Here is a 25,560-nt window from a genome sequence, read left to right as displayed (position 1 = left end):
TTCCCAACGGATCTGGGGCAAAATTTTAGATAAAGAAAGCCCAGCTCGCCCTCGCCCTCCCAACCAACAAATTCTTGAGATAGGCTGTTACTTAAGGATGTGTTTAGGGGATCGATCGCCCATCTAACTAATAACTTTTGTAAAAAAAACGGCCCGACACTTTGAGAAATATCAATTTTGCACCTGCGCGAGACCAAAAAAGATTGTGCTAGAATCCTCAATACATAGTCAGTCGTAGGTTGGGCGCGGGCCGAGGAGAGCAATCTTCTTGCAGTCTAGGGGAGGTTGTAGGTCAGCCACCATTTGGGTCTTCCCAGTTGAAAGCCACCCTGCAACATGAGCCTAGAATCTGCAACCGCAGCCGCCGAGTGCGGCCCAGCGGTGCGAGTGTCGCGCTAGAATTGGCATTACGAGTTAACACTCGAACAAAAACGCTCGTTGTGCGAGCGTGACCTCAAAACGGGCACATAGCAGGTGGGAATAAACCATGTTTGAACGCTTCACAGAAAAAGCAATAAAAGTAATCATGTTGGCCCAGGAAGAAGCTCGCCGCCTGGGTCACAACTTCGTAGGGACAGAACAGATCCTTCTGGGTCTGATCGGAGAAGGAACCGGAGTGGCGGCAAAAGTCCTCAAATCAATGGGAGTTAATCTCAAAGATGCTCGGATTGAGGTCGAAAAAATCATCGGGCGCGGTTCGGGCTTCGTAGCAGTCGAAATTCCGTTCACCCCTCGCGCCAAGCGGGTTCTAGAACTGTCCCTCGAAGAAGCCCGCCAACTCGGACACAACTACATCGGCACCGAACACCTGCTGCTAGGCTTGATTCGCGAAGGTGAAGGAGTCGCGGCCAGAGTCCTGGAAAATCTGGGAGTAGACTTGTCGAAAGTCCGCACCCAAGTGATTAGGATGCTGGGAGAAACCGCAGAAGTCGCAGCCACTGGCGGGGGCGCTCGCACCAAAACGCCAACCCTCGACGAATTTGGCTCGAACCTGACTCAAATGGCCGTCGATGGTAAGCTTGACCCGGTAGTCGGTCGGCAAAAAGAAATCGAACGGGTAATTCAAATCCTCGGTCGCCGCACCAAAAATAACCCGGTGCTCATCGGGGAACCCGGAGTCGGTAAAACTGCGATCGCCGAAGGTCTGGCCCAGCGCATCGCTAACAACGATATCCCAGACATCCTCGAAGAAAAGCGGGTAGTCACTCTCGACATCGGCCTGCTGGTCGCCGGTACAAAATACCGGGGTGAATTCGAGGAACGTCTCAAAAAAATCATGGATGAAATCCGCACAGCCGGTAACGTGATTTTGGTGATTGACGAAGTGCACACTTTGATCGGTGCAGGTGCGGCAGAAGGGGCGATCGACGCAGCGAACATTCTCAAGCCAGCTTTGGCTAGAGGCGAACTCCAGTGTATCGGCGCTACAACCCTCGATGAGTACCGCAAGCACATCGAGCGCGATGCAGCCCTAGAGCGGCGCTTCCAACCGGTGATGGTCGGCGAACCTACCGTTGACGAGACGATCGAGATTCTCTTCGGTTTGCGGGAACGCTACGAACAGCACCACAAGCTGAAAATCTTGGACACCGCCTTAGAAGCAGCAGCCAAACTCTCTCACCGTTACATCTCCGACCGCTTCCTCCCAGACAAAGCAATTGACTTGGTAGACGAAGCAGGTTCCAGAGTACGCCTGATCAATTCTCAACTTCCCCCCGCAGCTAAAGAACTTGACAAGGAACTCCGCCAAGTCCTGAAAGATAAAGACGAAGCGGTGCGTTCTCAAGACTTTGACAAAGCTGGGGAATTGCGCGATCGAGAAATGACCATCAAAGCCGAAATTCGCGCTATTTCCCAAGCCAAAAAAACCGACTCGGCGGCCCGTGGCGACACCGACCCATCGCCAGTAGTTACCGAAGAAGATATCGCTCAAATCGTCGCAAGCTGGACGGGCGTCCCGGTCAACAAACTGACCGAATCCGAATCCGAAAAGCTGCTGCACATGGAAGATACCTTGCACCAGCGCTTGATCGGCCAGGAAGAAGCAGTGAAAGCCGTTTCCCGCGCCATCCGTCGCGCTCGCGTTGGCTTGAAAAATCCCAATCGCCCGATCGCCAGTTTCATCTTCTCCGGGCCCACAGGCGTCGGTAAAACCGAACTCACCAAAGCCCTTGCTTCCTATTTCTTCGGTTCCGAAGAAGCCATGATCCGGCTGGATATGTCCGAATACATGGAACGTCACACCGTCTCCAAACTCATCGGTTCTCCACCCGGGTACGTCGGCTACAACGAAGGCGGCCAACTCACAGAAGCAGTCCGCCGCCGTCCTTACACCGTCGTGCTGTTCGACGAAATCGAAAAAGCCCACCCCGATGTCTTCAATATGCTCCTGCAAATATTGGAAGACGGCCGCTTAACCGATGCCAAAGGTCGCACCGTGGACTTCAAAAACACGCTGCTGATCATGACTTCTAACATCGGTTCTAAGGTCATCGAAAAAGGCGGCGGCGGCCTCGGTTTCGAGTTCAGCGACAACCAAGCCGATGCTAATTACAACCGCATTCGCTCCTTGGTTAACGAAGAACTCAAGAACTACTTCCGCCCAGAATTCCTCAACAGACTTGACGAAATTATCGTCTTCCGTCAGTTGAACAGGGAAGAAGTCAAGGAAATCGCCGTCATCATGCTTAAAGAAGTGTTCGGCCGCTTGACAGAACAAGGAATCACGATGGAAGTGACCGAGAAATTCAAAGAACGGCTGATAGAAGAAGGCTACAACCCCAGCTACGGAGCCCGACCCCTGCGCCGCGCCATCATGCGGTTGTTGGAAGACAGCTTGGCCGAGGAAATTCTTTCCGGTCGCATCAAAGACGGCGACATCGCCCTTGTGGATGTGGGCGATGACGGGATTGTCAAGGTGCTGCAAGGTCAAAAGCGGGAATTGCTACCCCAAGGCGCTGAGTAAGATTGAGTGGAGTGCGGCGAGTAAAGTTGTGAAATAACCAATCTCGCAGTTGCAAATAACTCCAAATCTTCACGTAAAAAAAGGTAGAGAATTAAAATTCTCTACCTTTTTTATGAGTTAATATCAAGAGGATACTTATTATATCGGGTACGGTCGATTGACAACTATAAAATTGGTTCGTAGTGCAGACTAAATTCCACACGCGCGATCCGTTGTTGTTGTGCTAATCGACAGGACATGATATTACGTCAATATTTGATGAATAAGGAAACCACAGACAAACGCAAATAAACGCAGATAATTGTAAGATAGTTTGCATTTGTTGCAATTCCAGTCTAATAATTAACAGCGATATATTTCAAAGGTAAGCTGTAGAGCATTTAAATTGAATATTCGAGGTGATTGTTTCTGGAAATACAATTTGAAGGTCTCTACAACTTATTAGATAATTTGTGGCAATTATATAGCGAGGACTCAATGACATCGGAAAAAAAGAATTTAGCTACAGAAGTAGCAGAAGTGCAGGCTGAAACCTGGTGGCAAAAAGCCTGGAAGTCGCAGCGAGAAAATCTACAAATCGTAATTATTGCTTTGGGTTTAGCAATATTGATTCGAGCGCTGGTGGCGGAACCGCGCTTCATACCGTCAGATTCTATGATACCAACTCTGCACGTGGGCGATCGCGTCGTGGTCGAAAAAATCTCCTACTACCTCGAACCTCCAAAAACTGGCGACATCGTAGTATTTGTCCCGCCGGAAAAGTTGCAAGAACAAGGCTTTACCCAAGACCAAGCATTTATCAAAAGGGTAATTGGTTTACCTGGTCAAACCGTCGCTGTTAAAAAAGGTTTAGTTTACCTCAACGACAAACCCCTCGTCGAAAAATATATTGCCGAACCTCCTAAATACCAGTGGGGGCCTTATCGCGTCCCTGAAAATCAATACTTTGTGATGGGAGATAACCGTAACAACAGCAACGACTCTAGCCGATGGGGATTTTTACCTCAGCAGAATATCATCGGCCGCGCTGTAGTGCGGTTTTGGCCACTAGAACGTATCGGACAAGTTTGAAGTCATTAGTCATTAGTCATTAGTCATTAGTCATTAGTCATTAGTCATTAGTCATTGGTCATTGGTCATTAGTCAACAGTCATTAGTCATTGGTCATTGGTCATGAGGAAGATGGAAGATGGAAGATGGAAGATGGAAGCTCAGCCAACGAACAAGGTACGGGATTTAACGGATGAATGTTGGGGGAATTGGGAATTGGGAATTGGGAATTGGGAATTGGGAATTGGTAATGGGTAATTCTCCCCCTCTCCCAGTCTCCCAGTCTCCCAGTCTCCCAGTCTCCCAGTCTCCCAGTCTCCCAGTCTCCCAGTCTCCCAGTCTCCCCCGTCTGCTGTACGGAAATTTCTACTGATTCTTGTGCCTTGAGGGGTAGGGACTTCCTCCGGCAACTGATAAAATAGTATAAAAAGCAGCGGGATTTTTCGTCTAGATCAAAATTAGTTCATATTAAAAATTAGGAAAGCTATGGGATTTTTTGATTCAGAAATTGTTCAGCAAGAAGCCAAGCTGTTGTTTGAAGACTATCAATCTCTCATCCAACTAGGCGGGAATTACGGCAAATTCGATCGCGAAGGCAAGAAAATGTTTATCGCGCAGATGGAATCCATGATGGAGCGCTACCGGATTTTTATGAAGCGCTTCGAGCTGTCTGAGGACTTCATGGCTCAGATGACTGTAGAGCAGTTAAAAACACAGCTCAATCAATTTGGCATCACGCCCCAGCAGATGTTTGAGCAAATGAACTCAACGCTGGAGCGGATGAAATCTGAGCTGGAAAAACAATCATAGAAAGATGGAAGTTCGGTAACGAGCAATGTACGGGATGTAACGGATGTAACGGATGTAACGGATGTAAGTCCGTCGGAAGATGGAAGATGGAAGATGTAAGAAGGAAGAAGGGAGAATGCTTATAGACCTAGTTTTTGACTCATGTTCAACGGTCAACTGCCAACGGTCAACTGCCAACGGTCAACTGCCAACTACCAACTGCCAACTACCAACTGCCAACTACCAACTACCAACTGCCAACTAATAATTAAGGCCGCTCAAAAGCTGACGCAGGTTTAAAACTTTCTGCGGGAACGCCTTGCAAAGCTTGGCTCATAAAATCTCGCCAAACAGGGGCAACAATCCCACCGCCCGTAGCACCGTAGCTCATCGGTGCGTAATTGTCGTTGCCCATCCAGACTGCAACCGACAACTGCGGCACGTAACCCACAAACCAGATATCCCGTTCTGAGGAAGTTGTACCAGTTTTCCCAGCAGCCGGACGCCCGAGTTGGGCGGCCCTTGCGGTTCCGTTGTTAATCACCCCTTGCAGAGCGCTGTTGACAGATGCTGCGGCCCAGGCGTTGAGAACTGGTTTTGGTTTGGGTGTATTGTCGAGCAAGACGTTGCCGCTGCTGTCAGTGACTTGGACGATAAACGTGGTGTCAGAATGCCAGCCGTTGTTGGCGAAGGTAGCAAAAGCTCCGGCCATTTCTAAGGGAGTCAAGTCAACGGCACCTAGCGGCAAAGAAATCACCGGTTCCATCGGACTTCTGATGCCGAGTGTCCGGCAAATCTCAATGACTTTATTCAATCCTACTTCTTGGCCGAGCTTGACGGCGGGAACGTTGAGCGATGATTCCAAAGCTCTGCGGATGCTGACGGCACCGGAGAAGCCGCCGCCGTAGTTTTGAGGGTAGTAGTAGCCGTCGCCGTCGCGGTAGCCGACAGGGGAGTCGTAGACAATTGAATCGGGGGTGTATTTGCCGCTAGCAAAGGCAGCGTAGTAGACAAAAGGTTTAAAAGAAGATCCGGGCTGGCGGCGTGCTTGAATGGCGCGGTTGAACTGACTCTTTTCGTAATCGACGCCGCCAACCATTGCTTTGACGAAGTGGGTGCGGGGATCGACGGCGGCTAGGGCAATTTGACCTTCCTCGCGGCTGTAAAAAAGTCCTTGGTAAGAAAGTCTATCGTGCCACGCTTTGACGGTTTCTTCGGCTATGCGCTGCATTTTGAGGTCGATCGTGGTTTGAACGCGCATTCCTCCCTTGACGACTGCATCTCGCCCGAAACGCCTGGTCAGTTCCTGGACTACGGCTTGCGTGACGTAAGGAACTTTAGAGCCGCCAAAGGAGGTAATTTTGCCGAGCTTAATTTTTTGCGATCGGGCGGTATCGGCTTCCGCCGCCGTAATCCATTTGAGATCTTTCATCCGGTTTAAAACCGTTTCCTGCCGTTCTTTTGACAACTTGTAATTGACAAAAGGACTGTATTCTTCTGGGGCGGAAATTAAGCCGGCGAGCATGGCTGCTTCTGCAAGGGTCAAATTATTGGCTGACTTGTTGAAATAGCTTCGAGAGGCTGTCTCTACGCCGTATAAGTTGTGACCTAAGTAGATTTGATTCAGGTATAGTTGCAGAATTTGGTCTTTGTTGAGAATTTGCTCCAAGCGGATGGACATTACCGCTTCAGCTATCTTGCGACTAAATTTTGACTGGGGAGAGAGAAACAAGTTTTTGACTAGCTGCATTGTCATAGTCGAGCCGCCTTCAACGGTTCTACCTTTCTCTAGGTTGACTATGAGAGCTCGGGCTATGCCGCCGGGGTTGATGCCTTTGTGGGTGAAGAAGTTGCTATCTTCGATCGCCATTACAGCTCGTTTCAAGTTCGGAGAGATTTGGTCGAGGGGTACGACATCCCGGTTAGCTTCGTCGTGGATGCTGGCTAGGGGCTTACCGTTGATGTCGTAAATGTGGGTAGTTTCTGTAGGAGAGTAGGTTTGCAAGATGCGAACATCTGGCAAATTACGGAAACTGATCGCTAGGCCAACCAGTCCGCCAGCGACTACGGAACTGGCTAGCATTGTGATGCTGAGTATGGTTCCGGCGGTCACTTTGCTGACTGACTGAACAAACTCGAATACAGGGGCTGAGTTTTCCGTATGTTTGCGGACTGCGTTAGTTGACACGTGGATTTCACTTCCTCACTCGATTTTGGGCTTAAGATTTGTAATTTTAGATGCGAACTCTGGAGGCTGTCAGTCGATTTTAGATTTTAGATTTTAGATTTTAGATTTACTTGCTGCAGATGAATTTGGGGGTTTGAACTCTTTGTCTAAAATTTGGGGTTCGCCGCTACTGTTGTCGGGGGCTTGGTAGGTGTTTTTGGGCGGGGTTAGCCAAGAAAAGCTGGGTCGCTTTGGGATTATGGTAGCTTGATAAGTGTGTTTGTATGCGTGAATCAGTGAGTTTAACTGATTCCGCTAAGACCGGCAAAATATTATGGTTTCCGATCGCTCCCCTATGATAACTCCTAACCTTTCAGCGCTTTACCGCGGCATCAGCGAGATTTTTCCCGATCGACCTGATTCTAGCAACCCTGACGAAAATCTGGCCCAATTGCTGGCAAAAGTCGATCGCCCGTTGCGAGTCAAACTCGGAATTGACCCCACAGGGAGCGAAATTCACCTGGGACACAGCATTTGCGTCCGCAAGCTGAGAGCTTTTCAGGACGCAGGACATACAGCGGTACTGCTCATCGGAGATTTTACCGCAAGAATTGGCGATCCGACAGGGAAATCTGAAGTTCGATCGCAGTTGACAGAGGAACAAGTGGCGGAAAATGCCAAGACTTATTTAGACCAAGTGCGTCCGATTCTCGATTTTGACACGCCCGGACGCTTGGAAATTCGCTATAACTCCGAGTGGTTGTCCAAATTGGACTTGGCGAAGATTTTGGAACTGCTGGGGACGATGACAGTGCAGCAGATGCTCGCTAAAGAGGGATTTGACAACAGGATACAGCAGGAAAATGCGATTTACCTGCACGAGTTTCTGTACCCGCTAATGCAGGGTTACGATTCCGTGGCTTTGGAAGCGGATGTGGAGTTGGGGGGAACTGACCAAAAGTTTAATATTGCGGTGGGAAGAGATTTGCAGCGGCATTTTGGGATGAAACCGCAGTTTGGTTTGCTGATGCCGATTTTGCTGGGGACTGACGGCGTACAGAAGATGTCGAAATCCTTGGGCAATTATGTAGGTTTGTCGGAAGACCCGCTGACGATGTATTCTAAGTTGGAGAAAATTGCTGATAGTTCGATCGTCCAGTATTTTGAACTCTTGACAAATTTGCCGCTTGATGAGTTGCCCGAAAATCCGCGCGAAAAACAGAAACTTTTAGCTGTGGAGGTGGTAAGTCAGTATTGGGGGAAAGCAGCGGGCGATCGGGCCCAACAAGATGCGATCGCGCTAATCAAAGGTGCGGCGGGACAAGCTGATGCTGTGGCCGAGTTTTCCTTGGCAAACGTGCAGTTTCCGGCTAAGTTGTTTTATATCCTTAGTGCTAGCGGGCTTTGTAAAAGCAGCGGTGAGGCGCGGAAGTTGATGCAGGGCGGTGGAGTGAAGTTGGAGGGCGACAAAGTTTCGGATGTTAACTTTACCTTTGAATCACCTGCAGAATTATGCGGTAAAGTTTTGCAAGTTGGGAAGAATAAGTTTGTGCGATTGGTGTCTTGAATCTCTTTTTTGACCGCAGATGAATACTGAAGATGAACGCTGATGAACGCTGATAATCGAATTATTGTTGCTTTGGATGTTTCGAGTCAAGAAGAGGCGATCGCCCTTCTGGACAAACTCCCCGATGTATCTTTCTGGAAAGTCGGTTTAGAGCTATTTGTGAGCTCCGGGCCTGGGATTTTGGAAATTTTAAAACAGCGGGAAAAGCGGATTTTTCTCGATTTGAAGTTTCACGATATCCCGAATACTGTGGCTGGTGCTTGTCGGGCTGCTGCTAAGTATAATGTGGATTTATTGACTATCCATTCTACTTGCGGTAAAGATGCTTTGAAAGCGGCACAGTTGGCTTTGACTGAAGGGGCGGCGACTGTGGATAAACCGAGTCCTAAGTTGATTGCAATTACGCTGTTAACAAGTTTGAATTCCAGACAGTTGGCTTTTGAGTTGAAAATACCTTTGGAGTTGCCGGAATATGCTTTACACATGGCATTGTTGGCTAAGGAAACGGGTTTAGCTGGTGCTGTTTGTTCTCCGCAAGAAGTGGAACAGTTAAGAATGAGTTGCGGGGATGATTTTCTGTTAGTTTGTCCCGGTGTGCGTCCGAAATGGGCTGATGGAGGCGATCAAAAGCGATCGATGACTCCAAAAGCGGCATTTAAAGCAGGTGCAGATTATCTGGTGATTGGGCGGCCAATTACTGCTTCCGACGATCCGGTGGCGGCTTTTGCGCGTATTTGTGAAGAGATTAGATAAACACAGATGATCGCAGATCAAATCCCATCAGCGTTCATCTGTGTTTATCTGCTGATATCTGCGGTTGCAACCCCGACTTTGGCAGTTAATTTTGTGACAAATCATGCTAACAGTATAAATGCCAGTCGGTATGGTTTGTTAGCGCGATCGCCCTGTCCCGCTGATTTAGAAACTTTGGTCGATCGCCTGTTGCAAGATTTGCCGAGTTATGCTAATCGCGTAATTGTACGATCGTACTTTTCTCCTAACACTTCTACACCGCCCGGTTACGTGTCCCGTCAAATAATTGTAGCAGGTCGCCCGGAGTTTCAACCGCTACCTTTAAATTTTGAAGATGCGCTTCCTGAAAATACCAATCAAGCTTTTATTACTACTTTAGAAACGCAGTATCTGGGGGGAAAGCGAGTCGAAATTCAGCAATATCACTGGCTGTTTTTAGCTAAAACCCCGAAGGGTTGGGAATTAGTAAAAATTGTTTCTCGGTTTGGTACAGCGGCGGATGTTAGCCCGTTGTTAGCGCCAGAGGGGGAGACAAGCGCAATTGCTGAGGCGATTCGTTTGTGGTTGCGAGATTGTCCTGCAAAGCCATAACTTGAGTTTCAAGCAAAGGGGGCGGGTTTTTGAGATTGTGGGTAAATATCAGAGATTGTTGGTGAAACCCGCCCTTATCAATCAACAACAAAAATTTATTGCTATTGCTATTTTAATTCATCCAATTTAGCCTTTATAGCCTGCATATCTTGCCACATAAACCATTTCGGACTTTCCGGTTCGCGGGAAGGATTTCGTAACAAGTATGAGGGGTGGAAAATCGGCATACACAGCCGTCCTTCCCATTGAATCCATTGACCTCTGATTTTACTAATTGGCCGCTTGTCGCTTAACAATCCTTTGAGGGCTGTTGCACCGGTTAATAAAATGATTTTGGGATCTAAAATGCGAATTTGTTCGAGCAAGTATGGTTTGCAAGCTTCGATTTCTTTGGCTGTGGGAGGGCGGTTTTTGGGTGGGCGACATTTGATGACGTTGGCTATGAATACGTCGGTTTCTGCACTCAATTCTACGGATTCTAAAATCTTATCTAGTAGTTTGCCCGATCGCCCGACGAAGGGCAATCCGGTTTCATCTTCGTTTTGTCCGGGCGCTTCTCCCACAATCAAAATTGAGGCTTGAGGATTGCCGCGCCCGATGACGGCGTGAGTGCGGGTGTTGCCCAATTCGCAGCGGTGACAGCGGTTGCAGTGCTCGCCGATTTGTTCCATATTCTGATAAGTACCCGGAGGAATGGGAATTTTGGCATTTACTGGGATTGAGTCGTTTTGGAAGGCGGCACTTTGATTGCTGTCAAAAAGACTGAGTTGCAAGTCGCTGGACATATATTTTACAATTACAGAGATTTTGTTGAGTCTAGAGTTTATAGTTTAGATCGGGTTTTGTGATTTGAGATTGGCTAGATGCTTTTATGCGATGCGATCGGGCACAATTTCAATTTAACACTCGCAAATCTCACAGGACTAGCGACACAGAAACCCGGTTTTTTGGAAAAATATTGGTTTAGCCACGAAGTATCTGCGAATAAACCGAGTTTCTGACTCGTAAATTTCACATTTTTTGTTGAGTTCGTACAGGCAGAAATATGTTGTCTAACCCGTTTTTTGACGATCGCGCCGATGCAGGCGAAAAACTGGCTGCTGCTGTTGAAAACGAGCTCGGCAAGTTGAATTTAACGGCACAAAATGCTGTGAAACCGATTGTTTATGCCTTGCCGCGCGGGGGTTTGCCCGTTGCTGTGCCGATTGCACGTCGCTTGGGCTGTCCTTTGGATGTGGTTGTTGCGAAGAAAATTACTCGCCCAGATAATTTAGAATTGGCGATCGGCGCTGCAACTGCTGACGGCCATCTTCTCTGGCAAAATCAAAAACAGCCAAGTTTACGCTGGCAAAAATCAGCACTCCAGCAAGCTGAAAATAGCGCTCAATCTCTGCTGGCAGATTTGGCTTCGGGACGACCAAATGTCAGCGCGGCGGGGGCTTTGGCGATTTTGGTGGACGATGGCATTGCTACGGGGATGACGGTGGCTGTGGCGGCGCAGGCTCTGCAGTCGCAGCAACCGGCTGCTTTGTGGATTTGTTCGCCCGTGGCCCCCCATGATTTGATGAGATTTTTGGCGCAAATAGGCGATAAGTCGATTATTCTGGAGACTCCTCACCCTTTTTACAGTGTCAGTCGCTTTTACGCGCAGTTTCCGCAGGTGGAGACGGCGGAGGCTTTGGGCTGTTTGCAGGGACAGATTGAGTGGCGATCGTAGGTTAAGCTAGAAGGCTAAATCTAAAAGCTCGATCGCTAGCTAACACATGAGACCTTGGGAATATTGGTTGAACACTGTGATTCTCTCTACTCAGCACAATCCGCCTCGGTTTGTTGAGTTGGTGATGTTGACTTTGGCGATGATTTTGTTGGGGCTGTGGAGTGTAACGTTGCAGTGGCAGTATTTAACGCTTTCTTTGAGTTATATAATTGGTTCGTCTTTCTCAATTTTGGTGCGGGAATATATGGGCCCGCAACCTCAATTTCAATTAACTCATTTGACTGCTTTGCTATTATTAATTATTAGTTTTTATAGCTTTGCTGAAATGATTAGATAGTTGATATTTTTTTTGAACTAACCGCCAAGACGCTTTAGGCTTTCGCCGCGCGTCAGCGCTAGGATGCAAAGGAAGAGGAGAGATGATCGAGAGTTCACTAATTATTCGCGATTATCCTATATTCTAATGCGGTTGATGCAAAATTATGCGGTTGCCGGCGGGATCGAAAGCATAGATTTCTAAACCGTGTGAGGCTTTGATAATTTCTCCGGCAGGCGGATATCCTAATGCCCAAATTCGGGCGATCGCAGTTTCGATATCGCTGACTTCCAAACACAAACTCATGCCTGTTTTTGCTCGATTTGCAAATTCCGATTTGTGGAAATCTTTGGGTTTGAATATGCCGAGTCTTAAGCCGGGAAGTTGAAATTCGGCATAGGTATTGGGAATGTAAGGATTTGGTTCTATGTCGAGAAATTTGGTGTAGAATTTGACCAGAACTTCGTTGTCGAGGTCTGCTAAAGTTACTAGGGCGGCGCTGTATTGGAAAGTCATGTAAATTAGATGGATAACTGGTAATTAACAAGGAAAAATGGCAACAAAAAAAATCTAAAATCCTCCAATTCGTCCCACTATTTGAATTTTGCCTCGTGCATTGCCTTTGAGAATCACAGCTTCGCCACTTTGGGGTACAATATCTGTTATCGCTGTAATATTGACTTGATGCGTTACCATAATAATAGCACCTTTTGTGTTGCGATTATCAACAATTAATTTGCGAATTGTTGTTGTTTGTCTGGCTTCTTGGCTGCTGTCGCTAAAGAACGAGTTGAGGGCTGGTAATGGCTCGACTTTGCCTAAATTTATCAGTTTTGCGGTTTCCAAACACCGGCACCACTGACTCGATACAACTCTAACAATTTTGATGTTGCGCTTGCGAAATTCGGCTCCAATTTGCTGGGCTTGGGTTCTTCCTTGTCCTGATAAATTGCGCTGGCTGGAACAGTCGCCTAACTTAAAGTTAGCAGGATCTCCGGTGCCTGGGGCGATCGCGTGTCGCATTACCACCACCAACCCTGTATCTCCCCGCTGCAATAATTGCCATCCCGCTTGAGTTTGGGCTTTGGTTGCTGCGTCAGAAGTGGCAGTTTGAGTCATTATCGCGATCGACAATACTAAAGCTAGGGAACCGAAAAACCATTGACCGTTGCGGTAAATCTGTGCTGCCATTGTTCCAGAACTTAGAAATTATCTTATCATATTGTAATACAACAAATATTTCTCTATGGAACTCACAAATTTTATTGCTCTGTCTGTCATTGTTGTCGCTGCGCTGGGGATTGGCATAGGAACAATGACTTGGGCTTACTTCGGTAAGGGCAGCATTTCTGTACTGTTTAAAGAACCAATTTTAAACTCGCCAGAATTTCCAGATACTGACGCAGGTAGCAAAGCTGCGGTTTATTTTCAAGCAGGAATTGAGGCTTATAAATTGGGAAATTACCGCAAAGCTGAAGATAAATTTACTAGCGCCATACAACAGGTGGCAACGGCAGAAGTTTACCACAATCGCGGTTTGATTTTTGCGAATTTGCGATCGGACGGCGAAGCGGTGGCAGATTTGATCCGTGCCAGCGAATTATACCAACAGCAGGGGAATATCCCCGCGATCGACACGATCAAACAAAATCTTGCCGCTTTGAAGCAACGCAAATTAGAACGAGAAAAACAAAAATCTGTAGCGACATAAATTGCGGGAATTACGCAGAAACCCGGTTTTTTACAAAAATATTCAATTGTGCTTGGCTCGTTACTAGGCAGAACCTGGTAACGAGTAACAAAATATTCGATTGTGGCTTTAACTCTCGGTAATAAATCCGGTTTATTCGGTATTGACGCGCAAGTTTTAAATTAGTGGGTGGAGCCATTCTAATGAAACAAAACCTATATTTTGGGTCTGAAAAACCCGGTTTCGCGATGTATCGCGTTCGATTCAAAATGTTGAGAAGAAACCGAGTTTGACAGAATTGTTAATTTCTAACATCAAGAGGTAACATTCTCGCGAAAGGCTAAATTTTTCTGGCATCTTCGATTTGGTCGATTTGAGAAATTAGCATTTCTCGGCTAGATGCTACAACTCGATAATTAGTAATTGGATCGTAAGCTTCCCACTCTTGAGTGACTTCGCTATCTTGCCACAAAAACCATTCCCGGTAAATTTCGCCGTCGTCAATGTCGCCGCACAAATTAAGCCAATCATCTCCTCCCAGACTCTCAAAATCTCCTCCTACTAAGTCAATCCAAGCCGCTACGATACAAGATTCTATAGCACTATTATCAAAAGTAACTGCCGGAGATTCAACAGAGGTTTCGGGATAGCAAAGTGTGGATTTCATACGCTGTACCTGAATGTTATGTTATTAATTTATAAAAAAATCCTTAATGGTAGGGATCGCACAATGCCACTATCGGAACCTCCACAGTTTGTACCTCAAAAAATCTCGATCGCTAAAACGCTCAAGTGTTGATGGTGTATAACTTTACGGCGCTTTGGGTGAAGGGGCTGCAGAGGCTAATTTGAGCCAATTTGCTAACTAGCACAGCACAAAGCACGCGCTGCGAAGCTATCCGGTGGGGAATCGCCCGAAGATTTCTGGCAAAGGCGATCGCCCGACCCGAAGCGCAGACAGCACGATTGGTAACTGTATACTTGGTAGGTTGGGGAGTTTCCGTACAGTTTTTGTGGTAAAATTAGCTGTTACCAGACTTTCGCAACCACAGCGCGGCGTTCTCAAAAGCTAAGGACGGTGGTGCGATCGCAACTTTTGATTTATTGTTAATTTGACGAAAGGCCCGATCGACCGCTAGGGGAAAAAATTATGGAAGCAACCAACCAAGACAGAATTATCACTCTGACACTCAACTATACCAACGGCAAACAGCAAGAGTTCGAGTTCATTTCGTCAGCAGAAAGGGTAGGAGAGCAAGCAAATTTAGGTACTCGCCTGCACAAATTCTTGACTGCCGATCCAATAATTATCGAATTAGCAGATAAACTTGTAGTTATCCCTATTCACAACATAGAAAGTCTTGAAATATCGCCGATTCCTTCCAAATTGCCAGATGGTGTCTTTCACTCAATGCGAGAAATCCAGAAATAGTTAAGCTGTTGAGCCTGCAAATTTGAATGTTATGGCGGGCTTACCCACTTACATAGAGTAGAGTTTTAATCAACAGAAATATCCCAGTTAGATGATGTTCGTCGATTAACCTAATATTAGTTCGCAGTGCCGAATGCGATTCTGCAGCATGAAAGCGGAATGCGAGTCCGCACTACAAACCGTTTTTGTGATGACGATCGACTGGATACGATCTTAAAGAGGCGGGAATTTATTACAACCAGCTAAATTTAAATTAAAATAATTTATTGTATTGTTTGAAGTGAGGATATATGTTCGATGAATGATGAGAATAATTGCAGGTTTCGCAGAGTTTTATTTACCATAAAAAAATGCTAGAACTCCACTGTCACACAACTTATTCCGACGGTACTCTCACCCCAGCCGAACTCGTAGCAGCCGCCGCTTCTTCGGGGGTTCGCGCCTTGGCCGTCACCGATCACGATACGATGTCGGGTTGGGATGAAGCCTTCGCCGCCGCTGCTTTGCACGGTATCGAAATAGTCCCCGGACTCGAACTCAGTACAGTCCACAACGGTCGATCGCTGCACATTCTAGGTTTTTATCCCGATGCAAATAAGTTGCGCGTTCCTTTGAACGATCGCATAGAAGGAAGATTGAGGCGATCGCAGGAAATGGTAGAAAAATTAGCAGCACTGGGATATGCGATCGAACTACCAACAACATCCCCAGGAATGGCACCGGGAAGGCCTCACATTGCCTCGGCGCTGGTAAAAGCTGGTCACGCCAAATCATCGCGGGAAGCCTTCGATCGCTGGCTGCGAGACGACGGCCCCGCCTACGTGCATTACGAGAAATTCTCCATCGCCGAAGGGATAGATTTACTCAAGAGTTGCGGCGCAGTACCGGTGTGGGCGCACCCTTATTTATTTCGCGGCGGCGCTGTTGAAGAAGTGTTGAAAGAATTAGTAGATGCGGGTTTAATGGGAGTCGAAGTATACCATCCCAGCCACAGTTCCAGCCAAATGAAAAACTTGAAAGATTTGTGTCTGGAATACGGTTTGCTGGTAACTGGCGGCAGCGATTATCACGGCCCAGAACCCGAAAGAAATGAAAGAAAAGGTATTGAAACTACCCAATTGAATATGCTGCACATACCGTTAGACTTGCTGGAACCGATTAAGGTTGCTGCGGCGAGTTTGAAGTAATAACTGTAGGCTGCGTCAGTTTAAACCGGAGCAGATGGGAATAATCAAGTCATTATAACGCACCTTATAAGACCTCGCGATCGTTCTGTAGGGTGCGTCAGTTTATATAGCGAGTCAATCGAAATAATTAAGTCATTATGACGCACCCTACTAAAAACAGCTCGCCATCAAACCCAACATAAATTAATGTGAAGTTAGGGAGGGATTTCAGTTGAGCTAATGTTAGGATAGCAATAACGTTTAACTACCCAGCGGAGCTGATTATGAGTGTAGAAGACAGGGCAAAGGCGATCGGCAAAAACGTAGAAGGCAAAGCTCAGGAAATTTTCGGAAACATCACCGGGAACAAAAAAGACCAAGCTGAAGGCCAAGCAAAACAAGCGGAATCCGCCGCCCGCCACGCAGCAGAAGATGCTAAAGATGCTGTGAAAAATATCGCAGATAAAGCTAAAAGAGCGATCGACAAATTGTAAGCTGTCGGGCATCTAGATTGTATTTTTGGGGCAGGCTTTCTGGTCTACCCCACAAGAATTTTTATCAAACTTGAATGTCCTTCGACTCCGCTTAGTAACCGTAAGATCGTGTCCTAACAAGTTTTCTGAACTTAGGTATAGCCTTTCTGTGCTCTCATAGGAGGTACTATCCGGGATAGGGCATACCTCACTTTTGTGAGAACCGCTATCTCAGTATCGCAAACATGGTGTTGTAAAACTACAAAATCTTATAGTAATTATATCGTTTCCGCTGGCATCGGAATGATTTAACCTTATTAGAACACAGAGTACACAGAGTCCGAGAATATATATCTGAATCATTCCGATGCAACCGGATTTGATATTACTTATCCAATAACGAATCAACATATTTCATCCACATTTATCGGCGTTCGCCTGCGCTTAAAAGTCTGGTTCTTTGGCTAAAAGCTCGATCGCCAATTCCATCCGATCCTTCCCCCGCGCTAGAAAACCTTCGCACTCCTGCAAACACTCGACAGCCACCGCAAACTGCTCGAAAACCTCCTCTAGTGGCAATTCTCCAGATTCCACCCGATCGATAATCGCTTCTATGCGATCGACCGTTTCCTCATAATTCCAGTCAGACTGGCGCAACTTCGACTTAACCATAGCATTTATTCTGCATCCAGCACTTCTACAATCTTAACTTTCAGCACCCCCCGACTCAACCTCACGGTCAATTCGTCTCCCAATTCTAAACCGCCAGTTTCGCGGACAATCCTACCGTCAGCTTGCATTACCGCCGCATAACCCCTTTCCAAAACCGCCGCCGGATTTAGGGCTGCTAACTTTTCTTGCAATATTTCCAGTTTACCAGTTGCTTGCCGCAAAGTTCGCGATGTCGCAGGCAACCGTTTTAGTCGGTTTTGTAACTGTTGCAAATGTTCTGATTCTGTCTGAAATCTGGCTTTGACAACACTTGCTAAATTCAGCATTCTTTGCTGGTGTTCCGAGTAAATATCTGCTAAAATTGGTACGGCTTGGGCCGCTGCGGCTGTCGGAGTGTGAGCTCGTTTATCTGCTACTAAATCGGCGAGAGATTCGTCTCTTTCGTGTCCGATTCCTGTAATAATTGGAATTGCACAATTGGCGATCGCCCTGACAACTCTTTCATCATTAAAACAAGCCAAATCCTCCGCAGAACCGCCGCCCCGCGCTAAAATGATCGCATCGGCCCTACCGTCCAATTCTACACGCGCGATCGCCCTAGCAATTGCAGCCGGAGCCAAATCTCCCTGCACCAAAGTCGGCGACAGCAACACCCGCAAACCCGGATATCTCTGCGCTAGAGTGCGCTGAATGTCCCCCCACGCAGCAGCGCTATCCGATGTCACCACCGCCACAATTTGCGGGTGTGCCGGAATCGGGCGCTTTCTGGCGGGATCGAAGAAACCCTCAGCTTCCAAGCGCGATCGCAATTGCTGCAACCGCAAAGCATCCAATCCTTCCCCAGCCGGTAGCGATTGCACAACTGTCAACTGATACTCGCCGCGATTTTTGTAAACCCGGATGCTTCCAAAAACCAGCAATTGCTCACCTTTTACGGGTAACTTCAATAATTTTTGCCGCTGAGAATTCCACGCCACGCAGCGAATCGCAGCGCTTTTGTCACTGTCGCAGAGAGTGAAAAAGCAGCCGCTGGCGTGCTGCGAAACGTTGGACACCTCGCCGATCAGCCAAACCGATCGCAGGTGGCGATCGCCCTCCAGCAACTCTTGCAGGTATGATGTTAGTCCGCCCACCGACAACGTTGTCTCAGGAAAAATTGAATTCATCTAACAATTTGAGATTTTAGATTCTAGATTTTAGATTTAGGCTACTATATTTAAGGTAATTTGTGCGGGTTGATTTGGCGATCGTATATTAGTTGTAAATAAATTAATGATATCAGATGTCATGACTTCGATGAATGTGCTGCGGCAAGAGGCTGCGGCGATCGGCATTACCGATGCCGAAGCGAGAAAATATGGCGATCTCCGCCATAAAAGAACTTGGTCTTTGGCGATCGAACATCATCTCTCGATGCAAGATTTTGCCGTTGGCGAAGCCCTCGAAGAGGATCGCGCAGAATCCGATTCTTCCCGCGCCATCAAAGACTCTCAGCCCCTTGAGTTCAAAGACTGCGGTATTCAGCTAACGGCGAATCTGGGCGAATCTCCATTCAAAATTGAGAACCGCACATCACCTCTGGCCTCGCCACCACAGTCAGGAAGCGCGATCGGACAGCCCAACAATTCCGACCGCCTCAGCCACCAAAACCGAGGCTTTAAACAAGTAGTTCAAAACCACATTAAAGCCTTAACAATTGCCTCAACATCCCGTACAATTCAGATCAATTCACAAGTCAGCAATTGGGTTTGTCCTGAGTGCTATCCAGAGGTTGAATCGGGTTGTCACCTGTGCGCCGGAGAAGGCTATATAAGCGATATTGCAGCTATTGGCTGGACACTAGCTTATATGGAAATGTTGGGCTGTTCTGCTCGCGAAATAGAACCTCTGCGAAACTTTTCCTCTTCCTTTAATATTCTGGAAATTAATTTAAAAATTTGTGTTGCTGTCAAAAAAAGTACCGAAGTTTTAGCGCGTACAGAAAAATGGGTAATTGGTAATTGGTAATTGGTAATTGGTAATTGGTAATTGGTAATTGGTAATTGGTAATATAGCCTTTTTCATAAACTCGATGAGGTACTATGCGGCATAGGCCCAACCGGCAAAACCGGGCATACCTCACCACGCTTGATAACCGCTATATCAAATCATTTCCTATCGCTGACAAACAATACGGATTCTAGTCCTTTTAAAGCAAATTCTAAATCGTCATTAACAACCTGAAAATCGAATTCTCCCGCCGCTTCAATTTCCTCCTTGGCCCGCAGCAATCTCCGGGCGATCGCACTTTCAGAATCTTGACCCCGACTCCGCAGCCGCCGTTCCAATTCTTCCCAAGAAGGAGGTAAAATAAAAAGTCGCAAAGCCTCTGGAAACTTATTTCTAATTTGCCTTGCTCCTTCGAGTTCAATTTCTAAGATTACCCATTTTCCCTCACCAATGCCCTGTGTTAGAGCAAAATAGGGAGTACCGTAAAGATTGCCGGCAAACTCTGCCCATTCTGCTAACTCGTCAGCCTCAACCATTTGTTCAAAACGGCTGCGGCTGACAAAATAGTAGTGTTTTCCCTCAATTTCTCCCTCGCGCGGTGTACGAGTTGTGACGGATACCGAAAGACATAATTCGGGATGGCGATTGAGGAGCGATCGGACTAAGGTGCCTTTCCCCACACCGCTAGGCCCAGTCAGAACAATTAATTTACCGGATTTCATTTTTAGAATAGAAACTCGTAACAATTTAAGCTTTCGGTTACTGTATACTGTAAGTGCTCAAATTGCAACTGATAAACATCAATCATCCCGAACTTGACTGTCTTTACCGATCGCAAAACGATTAGCCACCGTTTCCGGCTGAATCGCCGAGAGGATGACATGACTCGAATCTGTAATAATTACCGCCCTCGTGCGGCGGCCGTAGGTAGCATCAACCAATTGTCCGCGCTCCCGCGCATCAGTAATTATACGCTTAATTGGTGCCGATTCGGGACTGACAATGGCAATCACTCGGTTAGCCGACACAATATTACCAAAACCGATATTAATTAATTGAATATCCATGAAAATCTTAAATTTTGGGTGAACGAGTAACCATCAATCTTTACTTATTATCATATATATCAAAGTTTTTTGACAATACAATTTTTGAATTTTTACCTGCTTTCTTTCTATTTTTTGAGTCGCCGTCCCACCGTCTTTATCAAAACTTTAAAAAACTAGCGCTGTTAACCGCTTATATTAAAGATTTGGTAAAATCCAGGTTTTTTAGTTGCCAATAAAAGCCTTAGCTGTATCGAAAAAACAGCCCGTAAATATTGCAAAATATAAAGTTAACTTCTAGTTGATGGAAATTAAGTATAATCACTGATAGATTACAGCAAATATTTGGAAAGGGCAGTTTATACTGAAAGTATTAACACTGATGCTGCTTTGATGAGCCTTCAACCTAAGCTAAAGTCGGCTGGCGATTTCTCAAGAGGGATAGCTGCGCCTCTAAATTGCATATTGAAATTGTCGAAAGGAGTGTGGGGTGTCGGGTGTAGGGTTGGAGCTTTCGGAGCGTGCAAATTAAATGCCGGTTAGCTGATGAAGTCCTGACTACAAACCTTTGAATTCAGGAAAAAACCGGGATTAATCCAGATACATTCACCCGTATTAATCCCGGTTTTTATATCGTTTCCGGCTGCATCGAAATAATAAAATCGAGTCAGCAGTTAACACTCAACCATTCAGTTTTTCGACCGCGAGTCAACAGTCAACAGTCAACAGTCAACAATCACCTGACGGTACAACCAGGATTGATATTCCACAGTCGATTAAGCCGCAACTAAACCGCTGTGTCTTAACAAAGCCTTAGTGCTAGGTTCGCGCCCCCGGAAAGTTTTAAACACTTCCATCGGGTGCAAACTGCCGCCCAATCCCAACACAGTCTCGCGGAAGCGTTTACCCGTAGAGGCGATCGCATCTTCATCTTCCAAACCAGCCTCCTCAAACGCCGCAAAAGCATCAGCGCTGAGAACTTCCGCCCATTTATAACTGTAATAGCCCGCCGCATAACCGCCCGCAAAAATGTGTCCGAAAGCGCACAAAAATGCGTCTTCTTTCAGAGGAGGTAAAACAGTCGTAGTTTTAGCGATGCGATTGCGGACATCCGCCACAGTTTCGCTACCGCCCGACTGGTAGCGGTGGTGCAATTCGATATCGATACTGCTAAAATGTACTTGTCTGAGCATGACGCTACCGCTCATGTAGTGGCGCGCTGCTAGCAGTTTTTGGTAATAGTGTTCCGGTAAAGTTTCCCCGGTTTGGTAATGCTTTGCCATCCCGAACAAAGTAGCCCGATCGTAACACCAATTTTCCATAAATTGACTGGGCAATTCCACCGCATCCCACTCAACATTATTGATTCCAGAAGCCCCCGCATAGTCCACCGTTGTCAGCATATGCTGCAAACCGTGACCGAATTCGTGAAACAAAGTTTCGACTTCCAGAAAAGTCATTAAACTCGGTTTTCCGTCCACCGGAGGACTTTGGTTGCACACCAAATAAGCCACCGGCAACCGCGTGATGGTTTTTCCCGCTTCCACAAATTTAGCGCGCACCACGCAATCGTTCATCCAAGCACCGCCGCGCTTTTCTTCTGGGCGACTGTAGGGGTCTAAATAGAAATTGGCGATCGTATTTCCGGCTTCATCATCTATTTGGAAATAGCGCACATCTTTGTGCCACACAGGAGCTTGACCGTCCGCCGCCGTTACTGTCACGCCAAACAGCCGCTTTACTAATCCAAATAAGCCATCCAATACCTGTGGCAGAGCAAAATAAGGGCGCAATTCTTCTGCACTAAAAGCAAACTTTTCTTCCCGCTGCCGTTCCGACCAAAAACCCATATCCCAGTGCTTCAAATCCCCGGATTCCGGCGCACCTTTGGCCGCCGCAAACGCTTTTAACTCTTCTAAATCTTTGACAGCAGCACTGTAACTAGCTTGGCGCAATTCTTCTAACAAAGCTTCGACTGCCGCAACGTCGGGAGCCATTTTGGTCGCCAGACTCAATTCGGCATAACTGTTAAAGCCGAGCAAGGCTGCTTTTTCCTGGCGCAGTGCTAAAATGCGATCGGTCAAAGGCCAGTTATTCAACTCTCCACTGCTGGCTCTGCTGATAAAAGCTTTGTACAACTTTTCGCGCAACTCGCGGCGAGTGCTGTGCTGCATGAAAGGGCCGTAACTGGGGAAGTCTAAAGTAATCCGCCAAGGGCCGTTTTCGGCATCGGCATTTTCTGCACCGGCACTGCGAGCGGCTTGGGCTGCTAAACTCAACAAACTCGGCGGTAAACCGTCAATTTCCTCTTTGTTTGTGAGGGTGATGCTGAAAGCTTTGGTAGCGTCGAGGACGTGATTGGAAAATTGAGTAGTAATTTCGGCCAATTCTAATTGAATGGCATTAAAACGCTCTTTTTGTTCGCCTTCTAAACCCACGCCGGAGAGTTGTGCATCTCGGAGAGCGGCTTCGACAATTCGCTGTTGAGCTGACTCTAAGTTGTCCCAATTTTTGTTGGCCCGCAGCGCTTTAAAAGCTTCGTAAAGCGGTTTGCTTTGACTGACTTTGCTCCAAAATTTTACTACTTCCGGCTGCACTGTTTCGTGGGCCGATCGCAATTCCGGGCTATTTTTCACCCCCATCAAATGTCCGACAATGCTCCAGCTCCAATTTAAGCGCTCTCCAAGCTGTTGTAAGGGTTCTACTAAACCGCTCCAAGTCGGTTCTACAGAGGCTTCTAAGGCAGCTAGCGAGCCTTCTAGCTCGGTCAGCAGTTCGGTAATGGCTGGGATTACGTGCTCTGGGGCGATCGCGTCAAAGGTCGGCAATCCTTGGCCAATTAGTAATGGGTTATCAGGAATATTTACGGTTGCAGTCATTTAATTTTATTGTAAGAGGCTGAAAACAGGTGAACTAGACAGATTCGCTTTTAATTTTGTAACACAATTGTCGAAAAATTTGGACTCCAGCCGGGAGATGGGGAGAAGAGGAGAGTGGGAGAGTGGGAGAGGGGGAGAGGGGGAGAGGGGGAGAATTAGGAAAATCTTCCTTATATTCTCCCGACTCCCGACAACTAACAACTGCTTTCCTCTCAACTAACAACTAACAACTGCTTTCCTAACAACTGCTTTCCTAACAACTGCTAACTGTCAACAGTCAACGGCCAACTAACTTTCTTGCGTATGCTGCAACTGCTTTACTACCGAGATTAAACGCTTGAGGTGAGGTTTCACAACTTCTTGTTGCTCGTGTTCCAAACGGTAGATTTGAGCTTGGACTGCAGACAAATCGGGAGTCGATTGGTGCGGGGTAGATTGCAGTTGGCTTTGCAGATTTGCCATAACTTTCTGGATTTCCAAGAATCGACTATTTACTGCTTCCCATTCGTCTTGGGTGATAGCAGTTTCTGTCAAGCATTTTGTTGCGGTTTGCAGTTTCTCTATCGCGTCTTCCACGGCTTCGAGATTTGCAGGTTGGCCAACGGATAAATCTTGCAGTTGTTGGCTTACTTGCTCGCGGACATTGAGCACGGCAGATGCTACGATTTCTTGCAAAGAAGCTACCGATTCTCCCAAACTCAGCAACTGCATCTCAATGTCTAGAGACTCGTCAAAGCCTTCTGTTCTAGGTAATGCAGCCATTTGCTGGCGCAGCGTTGCAATATCTCCTGACAACTGCTTCCGCAATTTTACAATTACCGTCACCGCCGTTTTTTCGACTTTATTTACCGAGTTTTGGACGCTGGCTAGTTCGGAATTTTGGTGAACCCGCACTTGTTGCTCGAATCGATATCGGTTAGCAACATTCAGCGACAAAGCCAAAGTGAGGGGCGCTACTCCGTAAAAAGCTTGACCCGACAGTGCTACCGCCAGGGAACCGACTCCAGAGGCCGCCAGAGAGGCGTATTCTGCTAGTTCCAGCCAGTGTCTTTGAGGAAAACTTGGCCTTAAGTGGTTTCTAGCAGAGGGGTTTGGCTTCCGCACGGCTCTTTGGGTCATAGTATTTTCTCGTTGTTGGTAAGGTTGCGAGACTGGGTGAAGCATTGATTTATATCCTTTTTTCAGTTATATGTTTTAGATTATTTCGTGACACTCTTCTATTTTTACCTTATTGAGTAGGTTAAGGATAACTGGTATATTATTATGTATTTGGGATACCTAGGCGCGATCGCCCGCCATTGGGGCTGTTAAACGGTAAAACCCAGCGCGCCCTCTATTTTACAGGAGGCGGGTGCGATCTGGTTTGGGTGATCGACCATCGCTACAAAAGCCAGTCGATTTTTAGATTTGAGATGAAAAATGCCACCTCATGAGGGCGATCGGAGTTTTGAGCCGTTCTGAAGTTGCATTTTTGTTCCTGCATTGGTATAATATATTCTTGCTCAATTTCCCGGAACCAATTTACAGCAAAAATTGACCGATGAACTCAGAAAAACCAGAAATTGGCGATCGGCTAAAGTCTATTTTCAGTATCGCAATCTTTATCATTCTCGTACTCGCAGTCGGCTTTTTAAGCGTGAATTTTATTTTAGCTCTCTATGCAAAATTTGCTTAAAATAACCACCATCTTGGAGAATTGAGAATAGGAAATTATTCCATTTTCCATCCGTTACATCCGCTGCCACCCCTACATTGTTCCCCGCCGAACTTCGGAACTAAGCCAAGAAGTGGGGAACTTGATATTCGCGACTTTCGGCGATCGCAATTTGCAAATCGCCCATTTGGGCATCCAACTCCTCGATTGTGCTTTGTGACACCGACTTCCACTTCTCCCTAGTTTCCCAGCGGATCAACATCACCACCTCATTTTCCACCGCATCCACCCAAATTTCCTTACCCAAAAAACCGGGGAAATTTTTTAGTCCTGCTGTCCAAACTTCTTCATCTCGCAGGATAAACTGCTCCCACTTTTCGGGAGGTACTTTAAATTTCAGCCACTCAATTACCATATTATTTTTCCCTTATAAATCAACCGATTTTAGATTTTAGTATGGACTATACCGTCACACGGGGCGCTTATGGAGCATCTCCGGCTTTGAAGAAAAAGATGTTTTATGGAGTTAGCCAGCGGTGCAATAGACTTGAGTTGCAGAAGTCTTTTCTCAATCCAGAAACCGCAGATTAAAGGCAGATGCAACACTGATTGACGCAGATGATTTTAGGGTATTTTCCGATTTA

29 protein-coding genes are annotated in these 25,560 nt (G+C 46.7%); 17 read left to right on the top strand and 12 right to left on the bottom strand.

Annotation, left to right across the window (positions count from 1 at the left end; all coding sequences use genetic code 11):
* Positions 1–487: 487 nt before the first annotated feature.
* The 4 genes from QT998_RS11560 (at position 488) to QT998_RS11545 (ending at position 4,825) form a co-directional block, all read left to right on the top strand.
* Positions 488–2,965 (top strand): ATP-dependent Clp protease ATP-binding subunit, encoded by a 2,478-nt coding sequence (locus QT998_RS11560; protein ID WP_194069564.1) that lies wholly within the window; start codon positions 488–490, stop codon positions 2,963–2,965.
* Positions 2,966–3,442: 477 nt separating this feature from the next.
* On the top strand, positions 3,443–4,036 hold the full coding sequence (lepB, locus tag QT998_RS11555; RefSeq protein ID WP_194069566.1) for a signal peptidase I: 594 nt from the start codon (positions 3,443–3,445) through the stop codon (positions 4,034–4,036).
* A gap of 111 nt (positions 4,037–4,147) precedes the next feature.
* On the top strand, positions 4,148–4,273 hold the full coding sequence (locus QT998_RS11550) for a hypothetical protein (protein WP_333117531.1): 126 nt from the start codon (positions 4,148–4,150) through the stop codon (positions 4,271–4,273).
* 228 nt (positions 4,274–4,501) lie between these two features.
* On the top strand, positions 4,502–4,825 hold the full coding sequence (locus tag QT998_RS11545; protein WP_194065282.1) for a DUF1825 family protein: 324 nt from the start codon (positions 4,502–4,504) through the stop codon (positions 4,823–4,825).
* Positions 4,826–5,072: 247 nt separating this feature from the next.
* Here QT998_RS11545 and QT998_RS11540 read toward each other — a convergent pair whose 3' ends face one another.
* The gene (locus QT998_RS11540) at positions 5,073–6,992 is read right to left on the bottom strand and encodes a transglycosylase domain-containing protein (protein WP_333091402.1); all 1,920 of its coding nucleotides are present in this window, start codon (positions 6,990–6,992) and stop codon (positions 5,073–5,075) included.
* 334 nt (positions 6,993–7,326) lie between these two features.
* On the opposite strand from QT998_RS11540, the gene tyrS reads away from it, so the two are divergent.
* Genes tyrS through QT998_RS11525 form a run of 3 tightly spaced genes read left to right on the top strand, consistent with a single transcriptional unit; the run spans position 7,327 to position 9,882 of the window.
* The gene (gene tyrS, locus QT998_RS11535; RefSeq protein WP_333117533.1) at positions 7,327–8,538 is read left to right on the top strand and encodes a tyrosine--tRNA ligase; all 1,212 of its coding nucleotides are present in this window, start codon (positions 7,327–7,329) and stop codon (positions 8,536–8,538) included.
* Between the two features lie 42 nt (positions 8,539–8,580).
* The gene (gene pyrF / locus QT998_RS11530) at positions 8,581–9,291 is read left to right on the top strand and encodes an orotidine-5'-phosphate decarboxylase (RefSeq protein ID WP_333117535.1); all 711 of its coding nucleotides are present in this window, start codon (positions 8,581–8,583) and stop codon (positions 9,289–9,291) included.
* Between the two features lie 6 nt (positions 9,292–9,297).
* The gene (locus tag QT998_RS11525; protein WP_333117537.1) at positions 9,298–9,882 is read left to right on the top strand and encodes a hypothetical protein; all 585 of its coding nucleotides are present in this window, start codon (positions 9,298–9,300) and stop codon (positions 9,880–9,882) included.
* A 107-nt stretch (positions 9,883–9,989) separates the two neighbouring features.
* Here the strand turns inward: QT998_RS11525 and QT998_RS11520 are convergent, their stop codons facing one another.
* Complete coding sequence (locus QT998_RS11520) at positions 9,990–10,667, bottom strand: uracil-DNA glycosylase (RefSeq protein ID WP_333091394.1); 678 nt, start codon at positions 10,665–10,667, stop codon at positions 9,990–9,992.
* Positions 10,668–10,927: 260 nt separating this feature from the next.
* On the opposite strand from QT998_RS11520, the gene QT998_RS11515 reads away from it, so the two are divergent.
* Both QT998_RS11515 and QT998_RS11510 read left to right on the top strand, forming a co-directional pair.
* On the top strand, positions 10,928–11,599 hold the full coding sequence (locus QT998_RS11515) for a phosphoribosyltransferase (RefSeq protein WP_333091393.1): 672 nt from the start codon (positions 10,928–10,930) through the stop codon (positions 11,597–11,599).
* 76 nt (positions 11,600–11,675) lie between these two features.
* Positions 11,676–11,936: a hypothetical protein gene (locus tag QT998_RS11510; RefSeq protein ID WP_333117539.1), complete on the top strand. Its 261-nt coding sequence runs from the start codon at positions 11,676–11,678 to the stop codon at positions 11,934–11,936.
* Positions 11,937–12,059: 123 nt separating this feature from the next.
* Here the strand turns inward: QT998_RS11510 and QT998_RS11505 are convergent, their stop codons facing one another.
* Positions 12,060–12,431 carry a VOC family protein gene (locus tag QT998_RS11505; RefSeq protein WP_194068767.1) on the bottom strand — a complete coding sequence of 124 codons (372 nt, stop codon included), beginning with the start codon at positions 12,429–12,431 and terminating at the stop codon, positions 12,060–12,062.
* 54 nt (positions 12,432–12,485) lie between these two features.
* Positions 12,486–13,106 (bottom strand): histidine phosphatase family protein, encoded by a 621-nt coding sequence (locus QT998_RS11500; protein WP_194068766.1) that lies wholly within the window; start codon positions 13,104–13,106, stop codon positions 12,486–12,488.
* A 55-nt stretch (positions 13,107–13,161) separates the two neighbouring features.
* Here QT998_RS11500 and QT998_RS11495 point away from each other — a divergent pair, with 55 nt between their 5' ends.
* Positions 13,162–13,626: a hypothetical protein gene (locus QT998_RS11495; protein WP_194068764.1), complete on the top strand. Its 465-nt coding sequence runs from the start codon at positions 13,162–13,164 to the stop codon at positions 13,624–13,626.
* Positions 13,627–13,945: 319 nt separating this feature from the next.
* On the opposite strand, the gene QT998_RS11490 is transcribed toward QT998_RS11495, so the two are convergent.
* The gene (locus tag QT998_RS11490; RefSeq protein ID WP_194068762.1) at positions 13,946–14,272 is read right to left on the bottom strand and encodes a hypothetical protein; all 327 of its coding nucleotides are present in this window, start codon (positions 14,270–14,272) and stop codon (positions 13,946–13,948) included.
* Positions 14,273–14,463: 191 nt separating this feature from the next.
* On the opposite strand from QT998_RS11490, the gene QT998_RS11485 reads away from it, so the two are divergent.
* The 4 genes from QT998_RS11485 (at position 14,464) to QT998_RS11470 (ending at position 16,697) form a co-directional block, all read left to right on the top strand.
* Positions 14,464–14,625, top strand: coding sequence for a hypothetical protein (locus QT998_RS11485; RefSeq protein ID WP_194068761.1), 162 nt, complete (start codon positions 14,464–14,466; stop codon positions 14,623–14,625).
* Positions 14,626–14,755: 130 nt separating this feature from the next.
* The gene (locus tag QT998_RS11480; protein ID WP_194011298.1) at positions 14,756–15,037 is read left to right on the top strand and encodes a hypothetical protein; all 282 of its coding nucleotides are present in this window, start codon (positions 14,756–14,758) and stop codon (positions 15,035–15,037) included.
* A 350-nt stretch (positions 15,038–15,387) separates the two neighbouring features.
* The gene (locus tag QT998_RS11475; RefSeq protein ID WP_333117541.1) at positions 15,388–16,224 is read left to right on the top strand and encodes a PHP domain-containing protein; all 837 of its coding nucleotides are present in this window, start codon (positions 15,388–15,390) and stop codon (positions 16,222–16,224) included.
* Between the two features lie 263 nt (positions 16,225–16,487).
* Positions 16,488–16,697: a CsbD family protein gene (locus tag QT998_RS11470; protein ID WP_106149015.1), complete on the top strand. Its 210-nt coding sequence runs from the start codon at positions 16,488–16,490 to the stop codon at positions 16,695–16,697.
* 423 nt (positions 16,698–17,120) lie between these two features.
* Here the strand turns inward: QT998_RS11470 and xseB are convergent, their stop codons facing one another.
* Together xseB and xseA are read right to left on the bottom strand one after the other, a co-directional pair.
* On the bottom strand, positions 17,121–17,348 hold the full coding sequence (gene xseB, locus QT998_RS11465) for an exodeoxyribonuclease VII small subunit (RefSeq protein WP_106149016.1): 228 nt from the start codon (positions 17,346–17,348) through the stop codon (positions 17,121–17,123).
* 5 nt (positions 17,349–17,353) lie between these two features.
* Complete coding sequence (gene xseA / locus QT998_RS11460) at positions 17,354–18,514, bottom strand: exodeoxyribonuclease VII large subunit (RefSeq protein WP_333117543.1); 1,161 nt, start codon at positions 18,512–18,514, stop codon at positions 17,354–17,356.
* A 106-nt stretch (positions 18,515–18,620) separates the two neighbouring features.
* Between xseA and QT998_RS11455 the strand changes: the two genes are divergently transcribed.
* Positions 18,621–19,355 carry a hypothetical protein gene (locus QT998_RS11455; RefSeq protein ID WP_228042135.1) on the top strand — a complete coding sequence of 245 codons (735 nt, stop codon included), beginning with the start codon at positions 18,621–18,623 and terminating at the stop codon, positions 19,353–19,355.
* Between the two features lie 140 nt (positions 19,356–19,495).
* Here QT998_RS11455 and gmk read toward each other — a convergent pair whose 3' ends face one another.
* From gmk to QT998_RS11435, 4 genes are all read right to left on the bottom strand, one after another.
* Positions 19,496–20,059, bottom strand: coding sequence for a guanylate kinase (gene gmk, locus QT998_RS11450; RefSeq protein WP_194011294.1), 564 nt, complete (start codon positions 20,057–20,059; stop codon positions 19,496–19,498).
* 78 nt (positions 20,060–20,137) lie between these two features.
* A complete protein-coding gene (gene remA / locus QT998_RS11445; RefSeq protein ID WP_194011293.1) occupies positions 20,138–20,404 on the bottom strand; it encodes an extracellular matrix/biofilm regulator RemA in 267 nt (88 codons plus the stop codon).
* Positions 20,405–21,159: 755 nt separating this feature from the next.
* Positions 21,160–23,262, bottom strand: a complete 2,103-nt coding sequence (locus QT998_RS11440) for a M3 family metallopeptidase (RefSeq protein WP_333091380.1) — start codon at positions 23,260–23,262, stop codon at positions 21,160–21,162.
* Positions 23,263–23,550: 288 nt separating this feature from the next.
* Positions 23,551–24,426 carry a hypothetical protein gene (locus tag QT998_RS11435; RefSeq protein ID WP_333091378.1) on the bottom strand — a complete coding sequence of 292 codons (876 nt, stop codon included), beginning with the start codon at positions 24,424–24,426 and terminating at the stop codon, positions 23,551–23,553.
* A gap of 376 nt (positions 24,427–24,802) precedes the next feature.
* Here QT998_RS11435 and QT998_RS11430 point away from each other — a divergent pair, with 376 nt between their 5' ends.
* Entirely contained in the window at positions 24,803–24,937 is a 135-nt protein-coding gene (locus tag QT998_RS11430) for a hypothetical protein (protein WP_255512998.1), read from the top strand.
* A 100-nt stretch (positions 24,938–25,037) separates the two neighbouring features.
* On the opposite strand, the gene QT998_RS11425 is transcribed toward QT998_RS11430, so the two are convergent.
* Positions 25,038–25,331, bottom strand: a complete 294-nt coding sequence (locus QT998_RS11425) for a TIGR03792 family protein (RefSeq protein WP_333091375.1) — start codon at positions 25,329–25,331, stop codon at positions 25,038–25,040.
* Between the two features lie 41 nt (positions 25,332–25,372).
* Here QT998_RS11425 and QT998_RS11420 point away from each other — a divergent pair, with 41 nt between their 5' ends.
* On the top strand, positions 25,373–25,507 hold the full coding sequence (locus QT998_RS11420) for a hypothetical protein (protein ID WP_333117545.1): 135 nt from the start codon (positions 25,373–25,375) through the stop codon (positions 25,505–25,507).
* The last annotated feature ends 53 nt before the right edge of the window (positions 25,508–25,560 follow it).

Source organism: Microcoleus sp. S1D4 (assembly GCF_036700765.1).
Classification (GTDB): Bacteria; Cyanobacteriota; Cyanobacteriia; order Cyanobacteriales; family Microcoleaceae; genus Microcoleus.
Note: the sequence above shows the minus strand (reverse complement) of the source record. Positions and strands in the feature narration are given on the sequence as shown.

Bases quoted from the DNA above. Each gene is read 5' to 3' on its own strand.
- QT998_RS11560 (WP_194069564.1), top strand. From the start codon at position 488: ATGTTTGAACGCTTCACAGAAAAAGCAATAAAAGTAATCATGTTGGCC.
- lepB (WP_194069566.1), top strand. From the start codon at position 3,443: ATGACATCGGAAAAAAAGAATTTAGCTACAGAAGTAGCAGAAGTGCAG.
- QT998_RS11550 (WP_333117531.1), top strand. From the start codon at position 4,148: ATGGAAGATGGAAGATGGAAGATGGAAGCTCAGCCAACGAACAAGGTA.
- QT998_RS11545 (WP_194065282.1), top strand. From the start codon at position 4,502: ATGGGATTTTTTGATTCAGAAATTGTTCAGCAAGAAGCCAAGCTGTTG.
- tyrS (WP_333117533.1), top strand. From the start codon at position 7,327: ATGATAACTCCTAACCTTTCAGCGCTTTACCGCGGCATCAGCGAGATT.
- pyrF (WP_333117535.1), top strand. From the start codon at position 8,581: ATGAACGCTGATAATCGAATTATTGTTGCTTTGGATGTTTCGAGTCAA.
- QT998_RS11525 (WP_333117537.1), top strand. From the start codon at position 9,298: ATGATCGCAGATCAAATCCCATCAGCGTTCATCTGTGTTTATCTGCTG.
- QT998_RS11520 (WP_333091394.1), bottom strand. From the start codon at position 10,667: ATGTCCAGCGACTTGCAACTCAGTCTTTTTGACAGCAATCAAAGTGCC.
- QT998_RS11515 (WP_333091393.1), top strand. From the start codon at position 10,928: ATGTTGTCTAACCCGTTTTTTGACGATCGCGCCGATGCAGGCGAAAAA.
- QT998_RS11505 (WP_194068767.1), bottom strand. From the start codon at position 12,431: ATGACTTTCCAATACAGCGCCGCCCTAGTAACTTTAGCAGACCTCGAC.
- QT998_RS11500 (WP_194068766.1), bottom strand. From the start codon at position 13,106: ATGGCAGCACAGATTTACCGCAACGGTCAATGGTTTTTCGGTTCCCTA.
- QT998_RS11495 (WP_194068764.1), top strand. From the start codon at position 13,162: ATGGAACTCACAAATTTTATTGCTCTGTCTGTCATTGTTGTCGCTGCG.
- QT998_RS11490 (WP_194068762.1), bottom strand. From the start codon at position 14,272: ATGAAATCCACACTTTGCTATCCCGAAACCTCTGTTGAATCTCCGGCA.
- QT998_RS11480 (WP_194011298.1), top strand. From the start codon at position 14,756: ATGGAAGCAACCAACCAAGACAGAATTATCACTCTGACACTCAACTAT.
- QT998_RS11475 (WP_333117541.1), top strand. From the start codon at position 15,388: ATGCTAGAACTCCACTGTCACACAACTTATTCCGACGGTACTCTCACC.
- QT998_RS11470 (WP_106149015.1), top strand. From the start codon at position 16,488: ATGAGTGTAGAAGACAGGGCAAAGGCGATCGGCAAAAACGTAGAAGGC.
- xseB (WP_106149016.1), bottom strand. From the start codon at position 17,348: ATGGTTAAGTCGAAGTTGCGCCAGTCTGACTGGAATTATGAGGAAACG.
- xseA (WP_333117543.1), bottom strand. From the start codon at position 18,514: ATGAATTCAATTTTTCCTGAGACAACGTTGTCGGTGGGCGGACTAACA.
- QT998_RS11455 (WP_228042135.1), top strand. From the start codon at position 18,621: ATGATATCAGATGTCATGACTTCGATGAATGTGCTGCGGCAAGAGGCT.
- gmk (WP_194011294.1), bottom strand. From the start codon at position 20,059: ATGAAATCCGGTAAATTAATTGTTCTGACTGGGCCTAGCGGTGTGGGG.
- remA (WP_194011293.1), bottom strand. From the start codon at position 20,404: ATGGATATTCAATTAATTAATATCGGTTTTGGTAATATTGTGTCGGCT.
- QT998_RS11440 (WP_333091380.1), bottom strand. From the start codon at position 23,262: ATGACTGCAACCGTAAATATTCCTGATAACCCATTACTAATTGGCCAA.
- QT998_RS11435 (WP_333091378.1), bottom strand. From the start codon at position 24,426: ATGCTTCACCCAGTCTCGCAACCTTACCAACAACGAGAAAATACTATG.
- QT998_RS11430 (WP_255512998.1), top strand. From the start codon at position 24,803: ATGAACTCAGAAAAACCAGAAATTGGCGATCGGCTAAAGTCTATTTTC.
- QT998_RS11425 (WP_333091375.1), bottom strand. From the start codon at position 25,331: ATGGTAATTGAGTGGCTGAAATTTAAAGTACCTCCCGAAAAGTGGGAG.
- QT998_RS11420 (WP_333117545.1), top strand. From the start codon at position 25,373: ATGGACTATACCGTCACACGGGGCGCTTATGGAGCATCTCCGGCTTTG.